The organism is Reinekea sp. G2M2-21 (assembly GCF_015687175.1).
Classification (GTDB): domain Bacteria; phylum Pseudomonadota; class Gammaproteobacteria; order Pseudomonadales; family Natronospirillaceae; genus Reinekea.
The window spans coordinates 84,928-109,162 of the sequence record NZ_JADPQG010000006.1; the positions used below are offsets into that span (position 1 = coordinate 84,928).

Annotated in this window: 17 protein-coding genes; 5 read left to right on the top strand and 12 right to left on the bottom strand. The window is 48.8% G+C overall.

Annotated features, from left to right (window positions below; all coding sequences use genetic code 11):
• Nucleotides 1-2: 2 nt before the first annotated feature.
• From IYN85_RS19435 to pilG, 6 genes are all read right to left on the bottom strand, one after another.
• A complete protein-coding gene (locus tag IYN85_RS19435; RefSeq protein WP_196160612.1) occupies nucleotides 3-6,827 on the bottom strand; it encodes an Hpt domain-containing protein in 6,825 nt (2,274 codons plus the stop codon).
• A gap of 17 nt (nucleotides 6,828-6,844) precedes the next feature.
• Nucleotides 6,845-7,693 carry a protein-glutamate O-methyltransferase CheR gene (locus tag IYN85_RS19440; RefSeq protein ID WP_196160613.1) on the bottom strand — a complete coding sequence of 283 codons (849 nt, stop codon included), beginning with the start codon at nucleotides 7,691-7,693 and terminating at the stop codon, nucleotides 6,845-6,847.
• 29 nt (nucleotides 7,694-7,722) lie between these two features.
• The gene (locus tag IYN85_RS19445) at nucleotides 7,723-9,819 is read right to left on the bottom strand and encodes a methyl-accepting chemotaxis protein (protein WP_196160614.1); all 2,097 of its coding nucleotides are present in this window, start codon (nucleotides 9,817-9,819) and stop codon (nucleotides 7,723-7,725) included.
• A gap of 66 nt (nucleotides 9,820-9,885) precedes the next feature.
• Complete coding sequence (locus IYN85_RS19450) at nucleotides 9,886-10,422, bottom strand: chemotaxis protein CheW (protein ID WP_230390872.1); 537 nt, start codon at nucleotides 10,420-10,422, stop codon at nucleotides 9,886-9,888.
• Between the two features lie 5 nt (nucleotides 10,423-10,427).
• Nucleotides 10,428-10,805 (bottom strand): twitching motility response regulator PilH, encoded by a 378-nt coding sequence (pilH, locus tag IYN85_RS19455; RefSeq protein WP_196160616.1) that lies wholly within the window; start codon nucleotides 10,803-10,805, stop codon nucleotides 10,428-10,430.
• Nucleotides 10,806-10,858: 53 nt separating this feature from the next.
• The gene (gene pilG, locus IYN85_RS19460) at nucleotides 10,859-11,239 is read right to left on the bottom strand and encodes a twitching motility response regulator PilG (protein WP_196160617.1); all 381 of its coding nucleotides are present in this window, start codon (nucleotides 11,237-11,239) and stop codon (nucleotides 10,859-10,861) included.
• A 255-nt stretch (nucleotides 11,240-11,494) separates the two neighbouring features.
• Between pilG and gshB the strand changes: the two genes are divergently transcribed.
• Genes gshB through IYN85_RS19485 form a run of 5 tightly spaced genes read left to right on the top strand, consistent with a single transcriptional unit; the run spans nucleotide 11,495 to nucleotide 17,627 of the window.
• Nucleotides 11,495-12,445, top strand: a complete 951-nt coding sequence (gene gshB, locus IYN85_RS19465) for a glutathione synthase (protein ID WP_196160618.1) — start codon at nucleotides 11,495-11,497, stop codon at nucleotides 12,443-12,445.
• Between the two features lie 6 nt (nucleotides 12,446-12,451).
• A complete protein-coding gene (locus IYN85_RS19470) occupies nucleotides 12,452-13,342 on the top strand; it encodes an energy transducer TonB (protein ID WP_196160619.1) in 891 nt (296 codons plus the stop codon).
• On the top strand, nucleotides 13,335-13,760 hold the full coding sequence (gene ruvX / locus IYN85_RS19475) for a Holliday junction resolvase RuvX (RefSeq protein ID WP_196160620.1): 426 nt from the start codon (nucleotides 13,335-13,337) through the stop codon (nucleotides 13,758-13,760). The genes IYN85_RS19470 and ruvX overlap by 8 nt, the downstream gene beginning before the upstream one ends.
• Nucleotides 13,757-15,367, top strand: coding sequence for a VRR-NUC domain-containing protein (locus IYN85_RS19480; RefSeq protein WP_196160621.1), 1,611 nt, complete (start codon nucleotides 13,757-13,759; stop codon nucleotides 15,365-15,367). The genes ruvX and IYN85_RS19480 overlap by 4 nt, the downstream gene beginning before the upstream one ends.
• Nucleotides 15,345-17,627, top strand: a complete 2,283-nt coding sequence (locus IYN85_RS19485) for an ATP-dependent DNA helicase (RefSeq protein ID WP_196160622.1) — start codon at nucleotides 15,345-15,347, stop codon at nucleotides 17,625-17,627. Before IYN85_RS19480 ends, IYN85_RS19485 begins: the two co-directional genes overlap by 23 nt.
• Here the strand turns inward: IYN85_RS19485 and IYN85_RS19490 are convergent.
• The 6 genes from IYN85_RS19490 to polA all read right to left on the bottom strand — a co-directional run bounded on the left by IYN85_RS19490 (nucleotide 17,587) and on the right by polA (nucleotide 24,145).
• On the bottom strand, nucleotides 17,587-18,603 hold the full coding sequence (locus tag IYN85_RS19490; protein ID WP_196160623.1) for a hypothetical protein: 1,017 nt from the start codon (nucleotides 18,601-18,603) through the stop codon (nucleotides 17,587-17,589). The genes IYN85_RS19485 and IYN85_RS19490 overlap by 41 nt on opposite strands.
• A gap of 52 nt (nucleotides 18,604-18,655) precedes the next feature.
• Nucleotides 18,656-19,210: a hemerythrin domain-containing protein gene (locus tag IYN85_RS19495; protein WP_196160624.1), complete on the bottom strand. Its 555-nt coding sequence runs from the start codon at nucleotides 19,208-19,210 to the stop codon at nucleotides 18,656-18,658.
• Nucleotides 19,211-19,277: 67 nt separating this feature from the next.
• A complete protein-coding gene (locus tag IYN85_RS19500) occupies nucleotides 19,278-20,237 on the bottom strand; it encodes a sensor domain-containing diguanylate cyclase (RefSeq protein ID WP_196160625.1) in 960 nt (319 codons plus the stop codon).
• 2 nt (nucleotides 20,238-20,239) lie between these two features.
• Nucleotides 20,240-20,848, bottom strand: coding sequence for a histidine kinase (locus IYN85_RS19505; RefSeq protein ID WP_196160626.1), 609 nt, complete (start codon nucleotides 20,846-20,848; stop codon nucleotides 20,240-20,242).
• Between the two features lie 10 nt (nucleotides 20,849-20,858).
• The gene (locus IYN85_RS19510) at nucleotides 20,859-21,230 is read right to left on the bottom strand and encodes a response regulator (protein ID WP_196160627.1); all 372 of its coding nucleotides are present in this window, start codon (nucleotides 21,228-21,230) and stop codon (nucleotides 20,859-20,861) included.
• Between the two features lie 122 nt (nucleotides 21,231-21,352).
• A complete protein-coding gene (gene polA, locus IYN85_RS19515) occupies nucleotides 21,353-24,145 on the bottom strand; it encodes a DNA polymerase I (protein ID WP_196160628.1) in 2,793 nt (930 codons plus the stop codon).
• Nucleotides 24,146-24,235 lie beyond the last annotated feature (90 nt).

Below are 24,235 nucleotides of genomic sequence, written 5' to 3' on the forward strand. Positions count from 1 at the left end.
AATTACGACTCGTTTAACAGACGTTCGATCATGGCTAACAGCGGACCTTCCTGGAAAGGTTTACCCATGTATTCATTTACCCCAATCGATAACGCTCGCTCTCGGTGTTTGCTTCCGGTACGAGACGTAATCATGATGATGGGGATGTGTTTCAAACGTTCATCGTGACGCACGCGTGATGCGACTTCGAAACCGTCCATGTGTGGCATCTCAATATCCAGCAAGATCAGGTCTGGTATTTCATCAATCATCTGAGCAATAGCATCGGCACCATGTTTTGCCAACATGACATCCATACCGTTCCGCTCAAGCAGACGACTGGTTACCTTACGAACCGTCACCGAGTCATCACACACCATAACCTTTGAAGGACCATCCTTCTTACGCGGCTCGTTTTCTGGTTGAGAGTGCCCCAACATGGCGGCATTCTGATGTTCGACCACCAACTCGGAACGAATCAATGCGGACAGGTCAAGAATGACCACCACGGAACCATCACCGAGAATCGTCGCACCTGAAACTCCAGGCACCTTACTGAACTGCGCACCCAAAGTTTTTACCACGATTTCACGCGAACCCATCAAGCGATCAACATGCAAAGCCATAGAATGACGATCATCGCTACCGCGCACCAACACAAGCGGCACTGACGTTTCAATGGACGACATTGCAGGACGCGCTCCGGTATGTAACAACGCTCCCATGTATTCAAGGCGATACCGGCGACCACCATATTCAAACAGTGGTGCATTTGGCTGGTAATATTCTGCCAGCTGCTTTGGCGTTACGCGGACAATACCCTCGATGGACGTCAATGGCAGTGCGTAAAGATCATCCAATGTGTTAACCATCAGGGCGCGGTTAACTGACACAGTAAACGGCAGTCGAATCGTAAATACGGTGCCCTGACCCAGTTGAGAATCAATATAGATGTTGCCTCCGAGTTGCTTAACTTCGGAGTTCACTACATCCATACCCACACCGCGACCGGAAATCTGAGTGACTTTTTCCGCCGTACTGAAACCAGCCTCAAGAATAAACTGCATTATTTCAGTTTCATTGAGGTCAGCATCAGGCTTCATCAGCCCACGCTCAATGGCCTTGTCTTTGATCTTATCAACATCAATTCCCTTACCGTCATCCTGCAAGCGCAAGACGATGTCACCGCCTTCTCGGGACAATTCCAGCTCAATGATCCCTTTGGCATTCTTACCGGCTGCCTGACGACCTTCGGGCATTTCAATACCATGATCTACAGCGTTACGCAGTAAGTGCTCTAAAGGAGAGATCATCCGTTCCAATACGGTACGGTCAACTTCACCTTCTGCATTACCGACAATAAAATCAACCTGTTTTCCTAACTCACCGGAGACTTGTCGAACAATACGACGCAGTCGGGGCAACAGTCGGTTAAACGGTACCATTCGGGTACGCATCAGACCTTCCTGCAATTCGGTGTTAATACGGCTTTGCTGCAGCAGAATTGTTTCCGCGTCCCGCGTTTTGTCCGACAACGTTGATTTGATGTCTTGAAGGTCGTATGTCGCCTCCATCAATGAACGGGACAACTGCTGGATTTGCGAATAACGGTCCATTTCCAACGGGTCAAAATCTTCGTAGTTTGTTTCTTCTGCCCGTTCCTGCCGGAAAATAATCTGCGCTTCGGTTTCCATATCCAAGCGACGCACATGGTCACGCAAGCGATCAATGGTTTGATCCATATCGCCCAGCGTGAAGCCGAAGTCACTGACTTCCTGTTCCAATCGGGCACGTGAGATGGAGGTTTCACCCGCTAAGTTAACCAGCCCCTCAAGTAAGTTAGCACTTACCTTCACGGTTTCCTGTGGCTGGGCACGCCGAGCTTGAGCACCTCCGCCATCATTTCGGCTATCGACTTGTGACGTTTTGGCTTTGAAAGGAACCACTTTGTTAGCCGGTTGTTCATCCTGAGCAGTTACCTCAGGCTTCGGCACTACCTCCAGCTTTGGGGTTTCTGACTGACGTTCGCTGGATATCTGTTCGATTTCAGATTCATCAAGGTCAGATACCATTTGGATGACACTGGGGCCAAATCCGCCGCCTTCAGTTCCATGCTGTTCCAGAATTTTTTGCAACTCTTCGATATTGCTGACCAACCTGTCCTGACGTGCAAGAATGTCAGCAAAAAAGCGCTCATCCAACGGCAACTTGTTCTGTTGAGCACGAATAACGAAAGTTTCAAAGTCGTGACTTTGATCGCCCAGTTCTTTCAATCTGGCCAGCCTTGCCCCCCCTTTCAGGGTGTGCAAAACACGCTTCATTTCATCGGCATGAGCCTCATTGCTTGAATCAGCCCGCCATTCTTCAACGGCATTTTCCAATTCATTAAGCAATTCGCCGGCTTCATCAATAAAAATTTCCAGAATATCGAAATCCAGATCATCTGGCAGATCAACGGAAACATCCTGCTGATCAGAGTCTATTGCGGTCACTTCAGACTCAGGCTTACTAATATCAGCGTCATCAGCGTCATGTGGCTCTGCCGAACTTATCTCATCACTAGATTCAGAAGCCGGTACAACCTCATCAAAATCGGCCTCTTCAGCCGGCTCTTCAACAACAGCGGTTAACGTGGCTGGTGTGGCAGGAGCACCTGGGTTTTTCCGAAAATGAGAAATGGCAGCCACGAGATCAGGAGCGGACATGCAGGTCATGCTGCTTTCAATATCGCCAACCATAACGGCTAACCGATCGTGACACTGCTGTAACAGGGCGATCAAACCTTCTGAGGGATGATATTGCCCCTGAGCCAAACCTTCGTACAAGAATTCAAGTTCGTGTGCCAAGTCACCCAAAGGTGTCACTTCTGCCATGCGAGCGCCACCTTTCAACGTATGTAAATCACGTTGCAGGGACTCTACTTCAATGGTGTTCTTGGTGTCAGCAACCCAGTTTTCCAGTGAGTGCTGGATACTTTCCAGAATGTCATTGGCTTCTTCCAGGAAGATTTCAACCAATTCCGGATCGCCATCGATCATATAGCGCTCAGCAGCCTCGGTTGCCACTGGTGCAGGGTCTTCGACCAACGATGAATCACCTTTGGTCGCACCAGACTCATGGTTCAATGATTCCAATTGCGACAATTCACTATCAACAGCCTTCGGCGCCACCACTTCAAATGGTATCGCATAGACGGTGTAGAGCTGCTGTAGCCTCTCAGAAAACAAAGCATCAGTGCGGATGGACTGACCCGCGGCCAACCGATCCATCATTGAAATCAAGGATTCATGACCGTCGTAGGCCAGGTCAAAAAACTTTTCTTCAATGATATAAGGATTTGATTCCGCTGCCTGATACAGAGATTTCAGTTCATTGCTCAACTGCGACAGGGGCATCAGATCTACCGCGTGAGCGGCCTGAGCTAAGGTATCAAGTTCCCGAATTAATGTTTCTGTTGCGTGCCCAGAGTCACCGCGGTCGCGCCACTGCTCAAGGATGCTTTCTGCATCCATCACAATGTCCATGCTTTCCGACAGGAAAATGGACATCAAACTCACTTCTTCTTGCTGCGTAGCCATATCAGCGGAAGACAGTTGACGACGCTGCTCAGTCACCCGGCTGATAAAATTGGCAACATCTTGTGGCTGTGCAGCACTCGGTTCAGAATCCACGTAACGCTTTATCAGACTGACCATTTCTCCGGTCAGGGCAACAAACTCCTGCGACGCCTGTTGTCCACGTTCCTGTAAATCCTTCACCCAGAATTCAACCGGCAACACGGTATCTGCAATGACTTCCATACTGGCCATATGAGCAGAACCTTTGATGGTATGCAGAGCACGCTGCAACGCATCCGGCAGCTTGTTACCTACCGGTTCATCGGTTAAATAGTTTTCAACAAATTCAAGATGTGATTCCAACTCGGTTTTAAAAATCTTCAGAAGATTTTCGTCGCCATCCGCGTCGCCAACCTCAGCGGAATCTTCATCAAATTGTTCAAAGTCGTCTGTTACCTGAAAATTATCGGCAGCAGAAAAAGTGTCTTCGGCAATGCCGACATCCAATTCTGTGGCTTCTACAGCGGATATATTGTCGAGGTCTTCCTGATTCTCAACGGATTCATCAACTGCATCCGCATCATCTATCGCAGGCGTTGTAGATTCCCATTGCACTGCTTCCCCTTTGGACAAGGCATGCGCAATCTCAGATAAGAAATCAGCTCGAGTCGTATCTGGCTTAACCTTGTCTTCAAACGCTTTAACCAAGGCTGGGACTTCGGCGGTGACTTCCTCAATAACACGGAGTAAATCTTCGCTGCGTTGAATGGACCCGTCAATCAGCCGATTTAACATGTTTTCAATGGCCCAGGCGGTTTCACCAACAACCGTTGCCCCAACCATACGTCCACTGCCTTTTAAGGTATGGAATGCCCGTCTGAATTCGGTTAATGACCCAGAGTCGGATTCATCTGCTTTATATTTAGGGTAAAACTCACGAATAGTCTCAATGACTTCTTCGGCTTCTTCGATGAATATTTCGAGAATTTCATCGTCGATCAAATCATCCGATTCCTCGGTCCCTGCGGAATCAGAAACGTCCGTTTCCATGACAACAGAATCGGACGTTTCGCTTTCAATTTCAGAGTCAACAACTAACTCATCAATCGCGTCAGACTCAGGCTGCTCGACCGGGATGCTTTCCGCTTTCACATCAGCCCCAGAATCCAAAGTAAGATCCTGTTCTTCAGAAGAAAATTCTGCCTGATTGATTACGAGAGTATCGTTGAATTCATCTTCATTGATTTCAGCGATGGGCAGCTCCTGCCAATCGTCCTCAATATCAAGCGTTATGGAGTCATCACCAAAATCAATGACCGTATCGGTTTCTGAAGCGACTTCATCACCCCAATCAATAACGGTTTCTGTCAGCGAGTCGTCCGAATCAGTTTCAGTCACCTCGACAACACTACTCTGTTCTTCTGCTTCGGCCAAAGTAGGTGTGATTTCAATTTCAGATTCGACAGAGAATTGATCAGAATCCAAGCTTTCGTTCACATTGACCGCCGAGTCGCCATCACCCAGACTAGACGCAGAGTCGGCTTTAGCGTCGTGACTTTCACTTTCAGGCTCCAATACAGGCGACGCTTCCGACTGACGATTGCCGGTCAAAATGATAGTGACACCGAGTTTCTCAAGCGATCCTGCTGCTCGCTCCAAAATGTCCAGACTGGTCGCATGACCATCACGGGTTAACCGTTCAAGATAGTATTCAACCCCGACCAAAGCATCTGCGAGCAGGTCCATTTCCTGCCATTCAGGACGATAACGCTCTGTTATCAACCGGTTTTGTACGTACTCCTGAACTGCTTGCAGAATGCGCGCTGCATCGTTCAGTGGCACCATTAACAGACCGCCCCGAATGGCGCCTAAAGTAGCTGGTGCTTCCGCCAAAAGAGCATGATCAAAGTGCGAACCAATGTATTCAACAATGGCATCTTTTACCTGTTCGATACCATTTCTAGCTTCGCGTAACACTGCATTGTGGGCGTTATTAACATCCACCTGATTTCCATGATTGGGCGAATCGAGATTGGAATCGGCGACAATTCCTGACAGGGTGGCTTCGACATAGAGCACGGCACCGGCGATGTCCATGAGCACGCCGTCATCTTCCAACGTTGGTTTAGCCTGGGCATCGCGGATGATATCCAATTGCTCACTGAGGACGCGGCGTGGATTGCCCAAACCAACTACAGCCATCGTGTCACATAGCTGTTGAATAGGGGCAGCTAACTCGCTCAGACGCGAAGTTTCGGTTACCTGCGTACGAACCATCAGATCCAACGCATCTTTCAGTCGCGAAAGTTCTTCCAACAGTGCAGTTACCACACTGCCTACGGCTTCTTTATCCGGACCGGCCAAACGAGCGCGTTGCGTCTCAACTTCGTGATCCGATGGCAGGGCTTCGATTAACCTGAATTGCCGTTGGACTTTGTCAACACGATCAATCCCAGTAGTGCCCAACTTAGCAAGATAAAACAACAAGTTCTTCAGAAAAGTTTCTGAGGGATATTCCTGAACGCTATTCAGCGGACTGCTAAGTATGTCTTTAAAGGCATGGTCAATATCCCGCATGACTTTTACAGTCGCCGGTGAGCGGGTAATTAAATCGGCTTTAATGGCCGTAACAAAAGCATCGACGACACGCCATAGCGCCCCTATTTTGGTGCGCTCTGTTAACTTAACCATGCGGGCTACGGATTTCGCGAGAAAATCCAGACTGCCGGAAACGTCATCACCTTTCAGCCAACCCAATAATGCAAGCTGATACATCTGGCGCAACTTGCGGATGAGCTGAGCGGTCTGAGGCTTGCTAAAGGCTGAATAATCGGGTTCACCGATAAATCGACGTGCTGCAGACAATTCCGGTGCAAAAAGCGCAGTTTCAGAAAGTAACGACTCGCCACGGGCCGCCCTAAGATCATTAAGCAGAGGTAAAACAATGACGGGCAAATCATGCTGGCCCTGCTTGAGCTGATCAAGATAAGTTGGCAATTGAATAATTGCCTGCATAAGTACGGCCAGATTATCACTATTGGCGGGCACTGAGCCATTTACAATCGCCTGGTTCAGCTGTTCCATTTCTTCGGCAAGCAAGGCTGCACCAAAGAACTCCACCATTTGCAGAGTTCCGTAAACCTGGTGAATGTATGACAAACTAAATTCTAGGCGTGTGGTGTCATCCGGTGTTTCGACAAACGCTTCAAGGGCATAACGTGCCTGTTTCAGCGTTTCATCAATTTCACCTTTGACCCATTCAAGTGCCACATAGTCTCGGCGGTCCGCCATGCCGAATTCCTCGTGTGTTATTTTCGTTTTAAATAGGCTAACGCACGTTCACCCGGCACTCTCAGAAGATCTGGATGAGACCAATCAACCATTTCTCCTAACCCGAGCACTAACATACCACCAGGCGCCAAACGATTAGCCAACTCAGTCACAATGTCCTTTCTTCGCCATTTGCGAAAATAGATCAAAACATTCTGACAATAGATCACGTCCAAATTTCGAATCGGAGACCGTGCCAGTTCCAGTAGATTGAGTCGGATAAAACACACCCGATCTCTGACTTGCTGAACAACCTGATACTTGTCACCAATTTTGCGGAAGTATTTCTCTTCCAGTCGGTCGTCAACCAATTCCAGTCGACGTGCCGTGTATAACCCAACAGCCGCCTGATCCAACGCTTTCTTACTGACGTCGGTTCCGGTAATACCGAACCTCACCTGGCTGCCTTCATCCATCCGGTTCAACACTTCAGAGGTCAGCATCGCTAGACTATAGGTCTCTTCACCAGTAGAACAGCCGACACTCCATAAACTCAGTGGACGATTGCTTTCTTTAACTCGACGTTTGAGATGATCTTTCACTAAGGCGTAAGCAGAGGGGTCTCGGAAAAACCTGGTTTCCTGAACTGTTAACCGATCGATCAACAGGTTCCATTCGATGAGCCCCGCATCACCTTCACAAATGAATCGGTAATAGCCGAGGTAGTCATCGAAACCGATTTCGCGCATGCGAATCGACAAACAGGTTTTCAGAAAACTTCTGCGTTGCTCTGGCAATTGAAGACCTAATCGATCTTCAATGATGTCTTGCCAGGTTGCAAAGGCCGCATCCGAGAGTTCCGGAGATTGTTTAACAGAAGCGGCCATAGTGATGCCTAGTTAAGGTATCTGCCGGCTTAGCCGACAGAAACCATTTCCTCATCTAACTCAGGGATAGACAACGAATCCAGATCGTCGTCATTCTCTGGCAGTTTGAAACCGGCAACTGACGATTGAAGGTCATTTGCTAATTGCGCCAAGTTACCAATCGATTTCGCGGTCGCCGTCGTACCGGCAGACGTCTGTGAGGTAATCTCCTGAATAACGTTCATCGTATTTGAGATGTGACCAGCAGACGATGCCTGTTGGCGGGCTGCGTTCGAGATGTTTTGAATCAAGTCCGCAAGGTTCTTGGATACGTTCTCGATCTCTTCCAGAGCAACACCCGCGTCTTGTGCTAATCGAGCTCCACGTACCACCTCGGCAACCGTTTGTTCCATCGAAATAACGGCCTCGTTGGTATCGTTCTGAATGGTTTTTACCAGGGCTTCAATCTGCTTAGTCGCCGCAGATGAACGTTCTGCAAGTCGCTGTACTTCGTCGGCAACAACCGCGAAGCCTCGACCCGCGTCACCCGCCATAGATGCCTGGATCGCTGCGTTCAAAGCCAGAATGTTTGTCTGGTCAGCAATGTCGTTAATCAGGGATACAATATCACCAATTTCCTGTGACGATTCACCCAATCGTTTAATACGTTTTGAGGTTTCCTGAATCTGTTCACGGATGTTATCCATGCCGTTGATAGTTGCCTGTACCACGTCGGCACCTTTCTTCGCGATCGCAACCGATCGCTCCGCAACCGCCGCTGATTCGGCGGCGTTAGCTGATACCTGGTCAATAGACACAGCCATTTCATTTACCGCCGCGGACGCGCCAGCAATTTCCTGCGCCTGATGTTCGGAAGCTTCGGCAAGGTGCATCGCAGTTGCCTGCGTTTCCTGGGCTGCAGATGAAACCTGCACAGCCGTTGTATTAATGGACGATACCAAGGAACGCATCTGGTCGATCGCGAAGTTAATAGAGTCGGCGATCGCACCCGTAAAGTCTTCGGTTACTGTTGCCTGAGTTGTTAAGTCACCGTCAGCAAGGTCAGCCAATTCATCAAGTAAGCGCAAAATAGCGTTTTGGTTCTGTTCGTTGGTTTCTGCTGTTGTATGCAAGTCCATCTGAGTATCGCGGATAATAACGAATACCGCGCCACCGATCAGGAACAATGCGGCGATACCCAAGAACAGGACGATATTTTGATTCCACCAACGGGTGTCCGCAGCCACCTGAATCTGACCAGCAAGATCGGAAGATAATTCAAGCAGTGCCTGAGAGTCAGAGAAAATAGTGCCGGAAGCTTCACGTACCTGGAACAGCTCTGGCGAGGTTGCCATGATCTGTGTGACAGAACCGGAAACCACTTCGAAAATCTGAGCAATACTTTCCAGTGAGGTTGCAGCCTCTGGGTCTTTGATCTGTTCAATATCGAGGTTCGGGTTGCCGAATCGCATACCGTCAAGTACGCGTTCAAACAAAACCGCATCGCGTTCAAAAGAGTCGGCGGCCATTACGGCACCTTCACCACCCACCAATACCTTGTTGATCGACCGGACAATACGTTCAGCCAACCAAGACTGACGTTGCGCCACCGCTACCTGCGCCGGACTGGCATCGTTCTCCAAGAGGATTTCAATAACTTCATCGTATTCAACCTGTAACTCAGGAATACGTTCGGCCAGAGTATTTGCCGTGGTATGCAGGGCGATAATCGTGTCACGAGACTCAACAATTAAGTCCGCCGCGTCACTGACTCGAATCCAGACATTACCTAGGTCATTGACATTAACCCCCGGGGCATGTTCGCTGATCGCAGGCAAACGGCTAACCGGGTTACCTTGCAGAATGTAATTCCAGCGAATTTCGAATTCTGCACGGGCTTTTTGAAGCAAAGAGAAGGCCTCCTCTTTACCCGCTGAGGCTTCCGATGCGTTTTTCGCAATTTCCTGCGACAGTACGCGTAATTCCCCTGCGTTTTCAAAAAACTCAGTATCATATCGAGTTAAGGTTCCAACCTGTACGACTACCGCTACCGCGGCCAGGATCACCAACAACAAACTCGCCAGTAAAATACTGAGAAGTCGGTTAGTACCTAGAATAGTCAGTAGGTTTCCGGCTCTATGCTTCATTTTGAACTCCAGTTCGGCCTCTGGCTGCCATCTGTTTAACTAATCGTTATAAATTCAACTTCAGGATTAAACTGCAACTTCCTGAAATTGTTCATGGTCACTTAACGCTTTCATGCTGAATCGCGACCAAATTCGTCTATCCTTAACAAAATGACCCAAAACGAAAGGTTTCAGGTCATTCGGTATTTCCGGTACAGTCTCATCGAAGCTGTCGGCAGCAAAATACTGCATACCTTCCACGCCGTCGACGACTAAACCATCGGTTTGTTCATTTTGCTCAATTACCAAAATTCTTCGGGTACGAATAGGATCACTGCTTTCGTAGGAGAAAAAAGCGTTGAGATCGATCAGGGGAATCAAGCGGCCCCGGATATTTGACACGCCTAACACCCAAGGCTTCACATTCGGCAAGCGAGTAAAGGCGGGCACCCGCAGTAGCTCAGTCACTTCGGACATTGGGGACACAAAAAAATGCGCCCCTATACGAAATCCGATACCGCTGAAGGTTTCGGTAATCTCTTCCTGTTCCGGCAAACCCAGGGCTGTCGATCGAACTCTGGTTTCAAGTTCACGTAACAGGTCAATGGGAGACAATTCAGACATGGTCATTACCCTAAGGTTTTTCCTGCCATGACTGCCTCAATGGTTTTCAACAGCTCATCTTCAGAGACTGGCTTCACAAGATAGCCAGAAGCCCCCTGACGTCGACCCCACACTCGATCCGTTTCCTGATCTTTTGTGGTCACGATAACAACCGGTATATGGGCAGTATCGGCACCCTTAGTCAATTGTCGAGTGGCTTGGAAGCCGTTCAATCCTGGCATAACGATGTCCATAAGGACAACATCTGGCAATTCTTGACGAGCTAAAGCAACGCCGTCTGCTCCATTGTCTGCGGTCAGCACTTCATAACCATGCTTTTCCAGCATGCCCTGAAATGCATAGGTTTCGGTTGGTGAATCATCTACTATTAATACACGTGGCATATTAAAAAACCTTTAAGTTTGGCAATAGGCTAAAAAAGTTAGGTAACATATTGTTATTTTACGTAATCACGAATAGCGCCCAACAATTCTTCCTTGCCAAACGGCTTGGTTAAATATTGATCACTACCCACTATACGTCCTTTTGCTTTATCAAATAGCCCATCCTTGCTTGAAAGCATGATTACAGGTGTTTCTTTAAAGGCACTGTTATTCTTGATCAGCGCACAGGTTTGATACCCGTCCAATCGCGGCATCATGATGTCGACAAAAATGATGTCTGGCTTCGAATCAGCAATTTTAGCCAGCGCATCAAAACCGTCTGTCGCCGTAATAACTTCACATCCGACCTTTTTCAACAAAGTCTCTGCGGTCCGGCGTATCGTCTTGGAGTCATCAATCACCATGACTTTCAGGTTTTCAAAACTTGTATCCATAGATCGTCCCAAGGGTAAGCGCTGTTATTCTATATTTAGTTACGGTCGCAAATGTCGGTTGGAAATTCAACCAACAGCAAGACATTAGCCTAACACAGGTTTCGTGTTCAGCTAAGGTACATTGTCACCGCCTTATAACGGATCACTTTTATCATAGATTCTAACTTATCGCTATAACTGGTTGTAAAGAAAGTTATTTTGACTCAGCGCGTATTGATTTAACATGTGTGCCACCACAGAAAAACGGATTAAATTATGAGCATCAAGCTGGCAATTGTGATGGATCCCATCGAACAGACCAACTACAAAAAAGACAGCTCGTTGGCCATGCTTTGGGCTGCTCAGGATCGGAAATGGTCGCTGCATTATCTGACCATGTCAGACCTCTATTTAAAGGACAGTGTAGCCTATGGCAAAGCAACTGAATTAACAGTGTTCCGAGACCCCGACCATTTTTATGACCTGGGCAGCACCAGTGACATTAAATTGGCGGACTTTGACGTGATATTAATGCGCAAGGATCCCCCTTTCGACAATGAATACATCTATGCCACCTATATTCTCGAACGTGCTGAGCAGGACGGAACATTGGTCGTCAACAAACCCCAAAGCCTTCGAGACTGCAATGAGAAGATGTTTGCTACTGCATTTCCACAATGTACACCGCCACACCTGGTCACCCGGGACGCCTCGTTGCTGAAGGCGTTTCACGCAGAACATCAGGACGTCATTTTCAAGCCACTGGATGGCATGGGCGGTAGCGCTATATTCCGCTTAAAACACGATGATCCCAATGTCAGCGTCATTATTGAAACCCTGACCGAACATGGCCAACAGCAGATCATGGCACAGAAGTACCTTCCAGAGATTAAGGACGGAGACAAGCGGATATTAGTTGTTAATGGCGTTCCCGTTGACTATTGCCTGGCCCGTCTGCCGGCCAAGGGCGAAACCCGGGGCAACCTGGCCGCTGGAGGCACAGGTCGAGCGCAGCCGTTGACTGAACGAGATCGCTGGATTGCCAACCAGGTCGCTCCTGAATTGGTAAAACGTGGTTTAATATTTGCCGGTCTCGATGTAATCGGGGATTATCTGACCGAGGTAAACGTCACTAGCCCTACCTGTATCCGGGAGATTGACGCTGCTTACGATACGGATATCGCCGGGTTGTTAATGTCGGCCATTGAAAGTCACTTAGAGAAATAAAGCAACATGAGTAATCAGGCGGCACGCGTCGGTGCCTTTGACAGATTAAGTTTTACCGTCTTTCTGGCACTGGCGCTGCATGCGTTATTGATATTTGGCATTGGCTTCAAAAATGATGTCAGTACCAGCCGCAGCCCTACCTTAGATGTCACGTTAAGCCTGCACCGAAGCGACGATCATGTTCGCGATGAAGATGCGGACTTTCTGGCGGACGCTGATCAACAGGGCAGTGGTACGCTGGAAGACAAAGCACTGTTGAAAACAACCGAACTGGCCGACATTGAAGACAACCAGATCTTCCATACCACGCCGACGATTCAGCAGATTGCCTTTTCTCAGTTGAGCGTCAGTCACGACCGTATCATTGCCACCAATGCTCGTTCGGACCATTCAGCCCTGGCGGTCAGCCAAGACGACGGCAGCGCCGAACAACCGGTACAAACCGATGAGCGGCTCATTTTGAACAACATTACAGATGTATCGACATTAAAAGCCCTGCTGGATGAAAGCCGACAATCTTACGCGAAACGCCCCAGAGTCCGCACCCTTACTGCCGTTTCGACGAAAAGAGCCACTGACGCCAACTACATCTTCAACTGGCTGGATAAGGTAGAACGTATCGGAAACCAGAATTATCCAGAAGCAGCTCGTAAACAGCGCATCAGTGGTTCGGTCCGTCTGGCTGTCTCCATCAACTCAGACGGAACGTTGCGCTCTGTGCAGGTTACCGGTTCCAGTGGCCACACTATGTTGGATCAAGCCGCCAAACAGATTGTTTATCTGGCAGCGCCCTTCACCGAGTTCAACGCTGAAATGCTGGACGAATATGATGTTCTGGAAATCATCCGAACCTGGCAATTCAGGGTCGACAATAGCTTTGGCTTAGCCGATGGCTAAACTCTGGCTTGGTTTTGATTGGGGATTGGGCTGGATCGGCGTTGCCTCAGGCCAGACAGAAACCTTTACAGCATCGAAACTGAAACCCATCCGTGCCAGGGACGGCATACCCAATTGGGCTGATATCGATTCACTGGTCAAAGAGTGGCAGCCAGCCGGTTTCGTGGTTGGCATTCCCTACAACATGGACGGCAGCGAATCGCAGATGACTGTCAGAGCCCATAAGTTCCGCAAACGATTGCACGGACGCTATGGACTCCCTGCGGAACCGGCGGATGAGCGATTGACCACCCGGGAAGCCTTTCATCATTTGGGTGACGGGATGTCAATGAATAAGGCAAAAAAGGCGGACATCGACTCTATTGCCGCCCAAATCATTCTGCAATCGTGGCTCAACGAATTACAAAAACAAACATGACACCGCATATTCCGCCGCCAGATTATTACCTAAACTATTTCAGGCAGATGGTTCAGGTTGTGGCTGAGCGGTATGCGGATATCCTCAATGCGGAGGATCAAGCCTTTATTCATCGATTAAATCAATGCACCGATCAGGCGGCTCGACTTTTGGTTCGGCTGTATCTCCGCAAAGGGCCAAATTTCCTTGTTCACAAGCTGAACTATGCCGAAGTGACGGATTTAGAAGGCGCGGTGAGTGAGCTGGTCATTGCAGAACTGGTGGAACTTAATCCTGTCGTCTTTGGATATGAGATGGTAGAACTGCTACCCATCGCTGTGAGCCGAGAAATTTTCAGCGACGATCCTAAGTGTCGCAAGGCGGACTTGGTTGACGCTTGGATAGATGACGATGAATTAAGAACCTGCTCCGAATGGGGCGTGGAAGAACCCGTTATTACACCGTGTCACTATGAAACGGTCAGACGCCTACAGCTGATGTATTTTGGTAATGCGCGACAGGATCTGACGGAGTTCATTCTCGAAGACCTTGGGCTGTTCAAATACGAGCAATACCGCCTCGATAAGAGCAATCGCCTTTTCAATCGTGCTGAAGATATTGAACAGCTGATCGCGCTGCAGGACTTGTCCGCAGACTTTTATCTGCTCAATGACAGCAAAGATTGGTCAAATTTGAATATATTGGCTGAGGCGGCTGAAGCGCTGGTGTTACCTGAAAACCTGGCGCACAAATGGCACAGACTGTTGAACCGAATCGCGTATCGACTGGAGCAGCTGGGCGAATTGGAGCGAGCGTTGACACTTTTTCAAACGAACGATCAACCGCCCAGTCGTGAACGCAAAGCCAGAATTCTGTTTAAACTTGAAAGATATGAAGAAGCCTGGAATATCTTACAAGCCATTGCCGACAATCCGCTGTCGACTGACGAACCGCAGTTCTATCGACGGTTCGCCAATAAAGTTCGAGACAAATTGGGGCTCAAAAAAATCGTTCAAGGCAAACCGCTGATTAAAGATTTTCAGGTCACTTGGCCCAAAGGTGACAGCTGTGTTGAACAGCTGGCCACAGAGCATTTTAACGGTTCCGTTTGGTTGGAGAATCAATTGCCGATGGCCGTGTTCGGGCTAATTTACTGGCCGGCCATTTTTGCGGATGTCTCCGGTGTTTGGCACCACCCTTTTCAAAGTGGTCCAACCGATTTAACCGAAGCGGAATTTTCCTTACGGCGAAAAGCTATTCTGGACGACATTGCCCGACATTCTCTGGAACAATGGCGAGAGGCAATCCAAAGCCACTGGCAACAAAAAAACGGGCTGCGCAACCCTTTCGTCAATTGGTCTGCACTGTCTCTGGATTTGGTGCTGACCTGCTTTGATGCACTCTCTCACCACCAATGGCAGGCGATCTTCAATCATATTCTGTCGGACATCCGTCATCATCGATCTGGCTTTCCGGATCTTTTTCAAGTCAATGATGGTCAATATCGCTTTATCGAAATCAAAGGTCCTGGCGACAAACTACAAGACAATCAAATTGCCTGGTTAACTGTTTTTCAGCAAAACAACATTAACGCCGAAGTCTGTTATGTCCGCTATGCCGAAGACTGAAACCTTTACCGTCAGTGTTCGTGCCCTGGCTGACTTCAACCAGACTCAAGGCAACCTGATTGGCAGTTTTCGCCCTTCACCTTCGGCCTTTGAGGGCCAACAAACCCATAAGCTTACGCAGACCTCTCGCTCTGGAGAATATCGCGCGGAAGTCAGCTTAAGCACCCTATGGCAGTGTCGCGATTTTGCGTTGAAAATCAGTGGTCGAGCAGACGGCGTTTTCGAGGATGGCATCGAAGAAATAAAAACGTCGAGAATTCCCGCACAAGAAATACCAGACAGTGCGAAGGAACTGCATCGAATACAGGCGCGAATTTACGGCGCTCTATACGCGCTGTCGAGCCCCACCAGTGACTCAATACAGATCATCGTCACCTATGTTCATCCACAGACCTTACAACAATGGCCAGAATCGGAAACCTGGCAACGCACAGAACTCATCGACCAACTGATTACCTATTGTGCCCGATACGACATTTGGCTGCAGAAATTACTTCGACAGCGACAGAATCGCGCCGTTTTTCTGAATCAGCTCAGGTTCCCATTTCCAACCATGCGCGACGGTCAACGGCAAATGGCGGAGGCTGTTTACAAAGCTTGCTGCACGGGCAAGCACGTCACCATCGAAGCCCCGACCGGTACTGGAAAAACGCTCGCGGCACTGTTCCCCGCCATGAAAGCCATGCCGAAAGCACAAACGCAGAGTCTGTTTTTTCTGACCATGAAAACCACCGGACGGGAAGCCGCCGAACAAGCACTAACAAAACTGGATCCTGACAAACACCTCACCAATGTTTATTTGTCTGCAAAAAAACGCCTATGCCTGCAACAAGACTCGGTTTGCGACGGTGACTATTGCCCTTACGCTGAAGACTATTACGGCAAACGCGGACGTCTGCGTGATCAATTGTTTTCGCAAACGCATTGGCACGATGAAGCGCTGAAACAATTCGGTGAAAAAAATAGTATCTGTCCGTACTACATAAGTCAGGACTGGGCGATTTGGTCGGACATCGTCGTGGCTGATTTGAACTACATTTATGATACAACCGCGGTACAACCTTATCTGCTGAAAGAGATCAACAACAACGCGACGCTGTTAATTGACGAAAGCCACAATCTGATCGACCGCGGGCGAATGATATTCAGCGATATATTCGAGGGTCGGCTGATTCAACAATTACTTGGCAAAACCCCTATCGGTATCCAAAAAGCTTTACGTAAATTGCAATCCGCACTGCGAAAAGCCTGTAAGGACAGAACCCTCGAACTTAGTTCAGATAACCCGTCACAACTATGCGCCGTATTAAGAGATTTTATCGCCCAAAGCCCGGTACTGCTGCGCGACCACCAAAGCTATACACCCGACAGTGATTGGCAAGAATTGATTTTCGCCTGCGCACGTTTTGCACGGTTAAACGAATTGGCCAACCCAACGGATTTTCGGTGGCGCTATCAACAGGGAAAACCTGAGGAAAGAAGTGTCGAGCTGCTGTGCTTGAATCCCGGTGCTTTACTGCAGAGCAAACACAACTTGGTCAACAACGTTGTTGCGTTCAGTGCAACTCTGAAACCCTGGCCCTACACAAATTTTCTGAATGGTTTAGCTCAGGCAGTAACACAAGAGTTACCATCCCCTTTTAGCGCGGAGCAGTATCAGGTTTTTATTGCATCGGATGTATCCACGAGGTTTGCTGATCGACATCAACTGGCGTCATTGCTGCAACAGACGTTACAAACGGTGATTAACTCATCAAAAAACAGCATGGTTTTCTTTTCCAGTTATCAACAATTAAAAAGTTGCACACAGACACTGGCGACGAAATCAAGCCTGTTGATTCAATCCCCATCCTGGAAAACGGAAGATCGGGACGCGGCGCTCAGTCGCTTTCAACAAGAAACGGGGCTCACCATGATGACGGTTCTCGGCGGCGTGTTTTCAGAAGGTATCGACCTGCCCGGTGTTCAATTAGAGCAGGTCGTTATCGTCGGGCCGGGGTTACCTCAAGTGAATGATGTCAATAACGCGATTCGTCAGCTTATGGATAGCCAACAGCACCCTGGTTTTGACTTTGCCTACCTGTTTCCAGGGCTGCAAAAGGTTTTACAGGCTGCAGGTCGCTGTGTGAGAACGGAAACGGATCGAGGCCAGATTCTGCTGATCGACGACCGCTTCGTCGACTATTACAAACGACAATGGTTGCCATCATTCTGGAACGTTAGGATTGGACCGCTGGTGCAATGGCCTTCCCTCGAGTAAAACGTCCTACCAGCTTCATGCCACCCCAGGTGACACCAGCAAAAAGGAATGCCAGTAGATATTCGATCATCGGAATACGGACCACTTCATTCAATTGAGCCCAACCGCGATCGGAATAAACCAACACCATACCTGCGACGTAAACAGACAGAAACAGCCATTTCTGCCAGTCTTTCAAACCCAACCCATGCATCTGCGTAATAATAAACAACCCGGCAAATCCAAACATAAACATTGGCCAAGCTTCCTGCCCCAACATGAAAGCTACCATGGTTCCGTGAAACAGGACAAACACCTCCAGGGTAACCTTCCAGTATTTATTCACATGCATACTGGTAAACATTAACGCGCCCTGAATCATGATAAAAAAGGTATATAAAAACCCGATTAGGTGGCCGGAGGAATTTTCCATCGGGTGGAACCAAAAAGTGTAAATGGTTGCCCACGCAAAAACATAACCGTGATAGCGTTTAAACACTCTTCCTGGCTCGTCCATAAAAGGGATTTTCTTCCCCCAGAACAAACCCCGTCGATTATTTTCCATCACCAGAACCATGACCAGCAGAATGATCACAGATCCTTGAGAGCTGAACACCGACACATCCTGCGCCAGACCATCGTACCAAATGGCGGTTTGAACCCAATGCAGGGCCACGAACACCAAGGTTCCCAACAAGGCAATCACATTAATCGGCTGCAGACGTTTGCTGTATTTAAGCGCTGTTCGTTGGGCGTAGAAGATCAAACCCCAGATAAAAAATTGGTGCAGCAAGTAACCAGCCCAGGCGGTAAAGTGAGTCCAGAAAGTGGGCTCGGGAAGTTTCCAGTAATACCAGGCGGGGCCCGCGTCCGGCAACAAATCGGGACTGATCCCCAACGGTCTGAGTATATAAATTAAGGCGGTACAGAATACCGCGGTCACGATACTTACCTGTAAAGCCAGACGCGCAGTCCAAAGTTTTGAGTTTCCGATCATAATCGCACCCTGTTCGTTTCAGCGGTACTTACGCTCTCTACGGACGTTCGGATCAGCCTGCCTCAAAATTGATAATGGAATCCAACAGGTGGTCATATTCCAAACGAGAGGTATCCTCCATCGCGCCAATAATATTCTGAGCCGCTTCTTCGATATCCGTCCAATCCGAGTCTTCCAGATATTCTTCTGCCATCGGGAACAAAACGCTTTCTTCAGCATCCAGATGCAGCATCTGGCGACTCAGATAAATAGTTGCTGTTCGGTACAGATGCGCAACTGGCACGGCGATGTCCATCGCAACGCGTTCAAAGGCGTTTTTCAATTCCATGGTCAGTCGTTCAAGATCTTCATGCTCGCGTAACACGGCTTTGATCTGTTCTGGGTGAGGCGGTGATTTCTCCAGAAGTTTCTTAAAGACAATGTCTTCAACCGGATGATGCCAGCGTTCCGGAACCGTCGAAATGTAGTCCAAAATATCCATAATCTGGGCGATGGCGGGCTCAATGTCGGGGTCCTCAAACCCTTTGATCTGCGCACGTAAACAATACATCACCTTGGCGATGTTTTTGTGGTCTGCATTGAGCTTTTGAAGAATGGCATTATTCATAAGCGAACCCAATATTAATGGTTGTCTTTGAGCATAGTTCGGGTTGAATAATCTGCCATGATGCACATCAAGTGGAGGCAACAGACGTTTGGTTACGGCCAGCCTGCTTAGAATGGTATAGGGCCTGGTCAGCAGCCTCGATCCACTGGCCATGATGCGCAAAAGACGCCGACCATGGTGCAACCCCCAGGCTGACTGTCACCTGCAAATCACCAGCCTCTGTCTTAACCACGGTATTGGCGATGGACGCTCGCAAACGCTCGGCTAAGGCATAGGTGTTGTCGAGATCAGAATCCAACAACAGAATGGCAAACTCTTCACCACCATAACGCCCAGCGACATCCGTCGCCCGCGAATTGGAGCGCACAGCTTCGGCAACAGCCCGAATCACGTCGTCCCCGGCCTGATGGCCGTAAGTATCGTTAACTTTTTTAAAGTGATCGATATCAAACATAATCAAACACATGTCGCGCACATGTCGTTGTTGACGCATGAATTCCGTTTCAAACAACGTTTCCCAGTAACCGCGGTTAAATAATTTAGTCAACCCATCGGTCCGACTCAACTGAGCAAGCCGTTCATTGGCGGCCTTTAACTCAAGTTTACTGGCGGCGATATCGGTCACGTCATAAACAATAACGGCCAAATTTTGCACGCTTCCAGTGGTACCAATCACTGGAATAAAGGTGCAATTCTGATACATGTATTCGGTTACACCGGTAATAGGCCGGTTGTTTCGAAATTTAAAAACAAAAGGTCGCTGTTCCCAGGTGGTAAAGGCGCGGTTACGTAATTGAACTACAGTATCACCTTTGTGTTTGAACCACTCTACAGACAAATCCGGAAATACATCGAACAATGATTTGCCCATCGCATCCGAGGAATCAATGCCGGAATTGTTTTCTATAAAACCGTTCCAAGCGGTGACGCGGTATTCCAAATCCAGTACAAGTACACCGACATCGACGGTTTGCATAACCTCGATTAACCAATGGAATTCCTCTAAACCGTGATGTCCCTGACTCATGATTACTCCAGCAGGTATGAGACTTTATCGCGCAAAACATTCAAACTGTCTTCCGTAAACAACAACAGAAGATCGCAATTAACCGCACGGCCCTCCAAACGATAAGGCAATTCAATCGTTAAAAGACGTTTCCAACTCGCGCCATTTTTGTTTAGCAACTCATCGATATTAATATGCTGGCCCAGCAAATAAGGCTGCCCTTGAGAAAAGCTGACATCAATCTGCTCAGCCAAGCCTTTTAAACAGGCACCGATCAAAATATTGGCGATATCCATCAATAACTCAAGTTCAATCTGTTCAGTGATCTCACCCTTAAAATGCGTCAGTTCGGCCATATCTGTAAAACTGGCATCATTGAAAATCAACAAGGCTTCACCTGCTATTTTTGACCCGGTAAACCCCTGGCAAACTGCGCTCACCGATTGCGCATCCTGAACGGACGACAACGCCATGCTTAATTCCGAACGCTCTAACAAATTAACGACCGGAATAGGCATGATGACGAAATTATTTAACAGGCGGGCCAGTAAATCAGCTGCTCGACCTACGGCAACGTTACTGAGTTCCTGAAAACAATCTCTGAGTTCCTCGTCTAACACTTCGTCAGTCAAAATACGCCCCTTAGCCTGAGTAAATGCCAAAATCTCGAAGCACCTGACTGAGTACAGCAGGCTCCAGAGGTTTCTTGATGAAGGCAACGGCCCCGAGTTTCATGACGCGGGCTTCCGCTTCTGGCTGGATATCGCCGGAGATGACAATAACAATGGCAGGCAGGTCTTTGGCGCGGATTTCTTCCAGTACAGCGAAGCCATCCATCACAGGCATGGTCAGGTCAAGCAGCACCACTTCGCCCTTGCCCTGTTCAATCAGCGCGATCGCTTCCTCACCATTGCCCGCTTGGGAAACTTCGACCTCCCACTCTTTGGGCAACGCACGAATGACCTGTTTGCGAGCAAAGCTCGAGTCATCGACGATCAACAACGGTAACGACATAGGAACTCCAAAAAATCACTATGGTTAAATAAAGACAATAAACGCAGGTAGCGCAAGTGACCGTTCACTGAGGTCACTGTACGCTGTATCGGATTAACCGGGTTCTGCGCCCCGCCCATTCATCAATGGGCTTCCTCCCAGGAGGCTCCGGTGTCGACATCGACAATCAGTGGCACATCCAAGCTGGCGCAATGTTGCATACGGAACCTGACGCCTTCAACCAGTGCCTGCATATCCTGCTCATGCACTTCGAACACCAATTCATCGTGCACCTGCATGATCATTTTGGCGCGCAGGGAAGTGGACTCCAGCCAGTTTTCGACATCCACCATCGCCATTTTAATGATGTCAGCAGCGGTGCCCTGCATGGGTGCGTTAATGGCCGTTCGCTCAGCGCCTTTGCGCACCATCTGATTAGAACTTTGTATGCCCGGTAAATACAAGCGACGGCCAAACACGGTTTCCACATAACCGGTTTCTGCGGCTTCCGCTCGCGTTTCATCCATGTAGCGGCGAACGCCCGGGTAACGTTCAAAATAGGCATCGACATAGGTTTTCGCATCGGTTCGTGAAATGCCCAATTGTTTGGCCAGACCAAAGGCAGACATGCCATAAATCAAGCCAAAGTTAATGGCTTTGGCAGAGCGGCGCTGCTCATTAGTGACCTCGTCTTCGGGAACGTTCATCACTTCGGCAGCCGTAGCCCGGTGAATATCTTTACCTTCTTTGAAGGCCTTGATCAGGTTCGCGTCCTGGCTCAAATGCGTCATGATGCGCAGTTCGATTTGCGAATAGTCCGCGGCCACAATTTTGTAACCTGGTGGTGCAATAAAAGCTTTACGAATGGAGCGCCCTTCATCACTGCGTACCGGAATGTTCTGTAGATTCGGATCGTTGGAATTCAGTCGACCGGTTTGCGCACCGGTTTGATTGTATGTGGTGTGCAGACGACTTTGACCGTCTTCAATCTGAACCATAGTCGGTAACGGATCGGTATAGGTGCCCACCAGTTTACGCAGATGACGGGACTGTAAAATCAACCGAGGTAATTCATATTCGGCAGCCAGTTCAGACAAGACTTCTTCATTCGTCGAAGGTGCACCACTGGCGGTTTTTGCCACGACCGGCAAAGCCATCTTTTCAAACAGAATCTCGGCCAACTGTTTTGGCGAGTCGAGATTAAACTCGGTACCGGCAAGTTGGTGCGCTTGTTGTTCAATTTCCGCTAAACGTGCTTTAAATTGCTGGCTTAAATCGTTGAGGAACTCGGTATCCAAACAAACGCCATTGGTTTCTATTTGAGCAAGCGTTTGGGACAAAGGCCGTTCTATTTTTTCGTATACCGACGTCAGCTGACGATGTGCCAAACCTTGCCGGAACCAGACACCCAAGCGCAGTAAGAAGTCAACTCGTTCGGCCCACCACACACCGATCTCTGCTGACGCTACTTCATCGGCCGCCAGTTGTTTTTTACCCGCTTTACCCAGAAAATCTTCGACCGTCTTGGGCTGTTTGTTCAGATAAGTAATGGCCAAATTATCTAACGATAAATGTGGAAAATGAGCGCTTAAAGATTTGTCCCGTTTCAGCGTACTGTCGTACACAAACGCCATGACCTGCACGTCATTAACCAGCCGGGAAGGCTCAATAGCAAGATCATTAAACCAATGATGATCCGCCTTAATATCGTATCCGGTTTTTTCAATGCGATGTTCAGACCATAAGGGTGCCAGTTTGACGAAAACACTGGCAGCATCCAGGACAGTTTGACCCTGCTCCTGCATCACGATGTACCAGGCTTTACCCGGCTCGCTGGCGATTGCCAACCCTATCCATTTTGGCTGCAGATAGTGCCCTTTGGCGAACACCGGCAAATAGGCCAATTGTTCTGACAATTGTACCGAGGCGACAATGGCATCCAAATCGTCCAATTCGGTGACTACTTTATAATCCACTTGCTCGGGGTCGAGAACCGATGGCGCGGCATCTGTCTGTATCTTTTTTGCCGTTTCGGGTTTGTCGGCTGCGGGGCTATCATCCCCATTCATTTCTCGAATCCAGGTACGGAACTGAAATTGCTCGAATAACGCCAACAACGCCTCATTATCAACCGGGTCTGGTTGCAGCTCCTGCAACCGAACATCAAGTTCAACATCCAGTTTAATGGTGGCCAATTGGTAACTCAGATAGGCCTGTTCTTTGTTGGCTTCCAGTTTTGCGGCCATCGTTTTAGCGCCACGAAATGTCAGTGTCGCCACTTCATCTAACCGGCTGTATATGTCATCCAGTCCACCCAGCCCCTGAATCAACGCCAATGCAGTTTTTTCGCCGACACCCGGCACCCCGGGAATGTTATCGACCTTATCGCCCATTAACGCCAGGTAATCGATCATCTTGTCTGGCCCGAAACCGTATTTCTTCTCGACGCCTGCCACGTCCAGAAATTCGTTTTTCATGGTATTGATCAACGACACGTGAGGGCTCACCAGCTGGGCCATGTCCTTATCACCGGTACTGATGACACAGTCGTGACCACCTGCAGTGGCCTGTTGCGCTAGCGTTCCGATCACATCATCCGCTTCTACACCAGGTATACACAACAGAGGCAAACCCATGGCGCGTACACATTGATGTATCGGTTCGATCTGTTCACGCAGCTCCTCAGGCATGGGCGGACGGTTTGCTTTGTACTGATCGTACATATCGTTACGAAACGTCGGGCCTTTGGCGTCGAAAATAACCGCTATCGGGCTTTCCGGATACATCTTGATCAGATTGCGCAGCATCGACACAACGCCTTTGATGGCGCCAGTCTGCATGCCTTGGGCGTTTTCGAGCGGTGGCAGAGCGTGATAAGCGCGAAACAGGTAGGAAGATCCATCGACAAGCACCACAGGCGCTGAGTTATTGACCATAAACGGTGTTCCAAATAGTAAATATTTTTAATTTTCGGCCGATTAGTGTAACACGGCTTATCTGACAATCTATGGCAACCCAGCTAGGCT